General features: G+C 68.9%; 1 protein-coding gene and 1 pseudogene. One reads left to right on the top strand and one right to left on the bottom strand.

Features of this window, described 5'->3' with window-relative positions; all coding sequences use genetic code 11:
* A pseudogene (locus Q1K57_RS15795) lies at positions 1–825 on the bottom strand (excinuclease ABC subunit A); the annotation flags it as partial.
* Between the two features lie 82 nt (positions 826–907).
* Here Q1K57_RS15795 and Q1K57_RS15790 point away from each other — a divergent pair.
* Positions 908–1,181 (top strand): maleylpyruvate isomerase N-terminal domain-containing protein (locus Q1K57_RS15790; protein WP_300083345.1); only part of this gene is annotated, 274 nt, incomplete at its 3' end.

Below are 1,181 nucleotides of genomic sequence, written 5' to 3'. Positions count from 1 at the left end.
CTGCCGCGGTTCCAGTTCCTCGATCGAGATGTCGTGCTCGTTCGGGCAGGCGAGCCGCTCGGAGTAGCGCCGGCGGCGTCCCGGATCGGACTCGTCGAGGTCGACGAAGTCGATCTCGATGACGCCCGAGGCGAGGCGCAGCGCCGTCTCGACCGAGTCGGTGAGCCGCTGCTTGACCGACGCCTTGACCGCCAGCCGATCGACCACCACCTCGATGCTGTGCTTCTTCTGCTTGTCGAGCGTGGGCGGGCTCGTGAGCTGGTGCACCTCACCGTTGACCCGGACGCGCGTGAAGCCCTGCGTGGTGAGGCTACGGAACAGGTCGACGTACTCGCCCTTGCGGCCGCGGATGACCGGGGCGAGCACCATGAACCGGGTGCCCTCGGGCAGGGCGAGCAGCCGATCGACCATCTGCTGGGGCGACTGCTTCGTGATGGGCTCGCCGCACACCGGGCAGTGGGGGTGGCCGATGCGGGCGAACAACAGGCGCAGGTAGTCGTAGATCTCGGTGATGGTGCCCACCGTCGAACGCGGGTTGCGGCTGGTCGACTTCTGGTCGATCGCGACCGCCGGGCTGAGGCCTTCGATGAAATCCACGTCGGGCTTGTCCATCTGCCCCAGGAACTGCCGCGCGTAGGCCGACAGGGACTCCACGTAGCGGCGCTGGCCCTCGGCGAAGATCGTGTCGAACGCCAGCGAACTCTTCCCCGACCCCGACAAGCCCGTGAACACGATCAGCCCGTCCCGCGGCAGCTCGAGGCTGATGTTCTTCAGGTTGTGCTCGCGGGCCCCCGCCACGATCAGTCGTTCCGTCACGCCGGACATCGTATGCGGCCCCTCCGACAGTTTCGGACGCCGCCGGTGCGGCCCCCGGCGGAAGGCGCCTCCGGAGAGTTAGGGTGGCCTCATGTTGTCGATCCTGAACTCGGGTGAGGTCAGGCCCGCCCTGAAGCGGATCAACAGCGCGACGGCGTCCCTGCTGCGGGACACGATCGACCTCGACGAGGACGCCTGGCGCGCGCCGTCGCTGCTCCCGGGCTGGTCGCGGGCGCACGTGGCGAGCCACGTGGCGCGCAACGCGGACGCCCTGCGGCTGGTCATCACGGCGACGATGTCGGGCGACGAGACGCCGTGGTACTCCTCCGACGCCGCGAAGTTCAACGAGATCGAGCGCGGGGCGG

The organism is Propioniciclava sp. (genome assembly GCF_029977985.1).
GTDB lineage: Bacteria > Actinomycetota > Actinomycetes > Propionibacteriales > Propionibacteriaceae > Propioniciclava.
The sequence above is the reverse complement of the archived record's forward strand: the minus strand, read 5'-3'. Positions and strand labels throughout refer to the sequence as shown.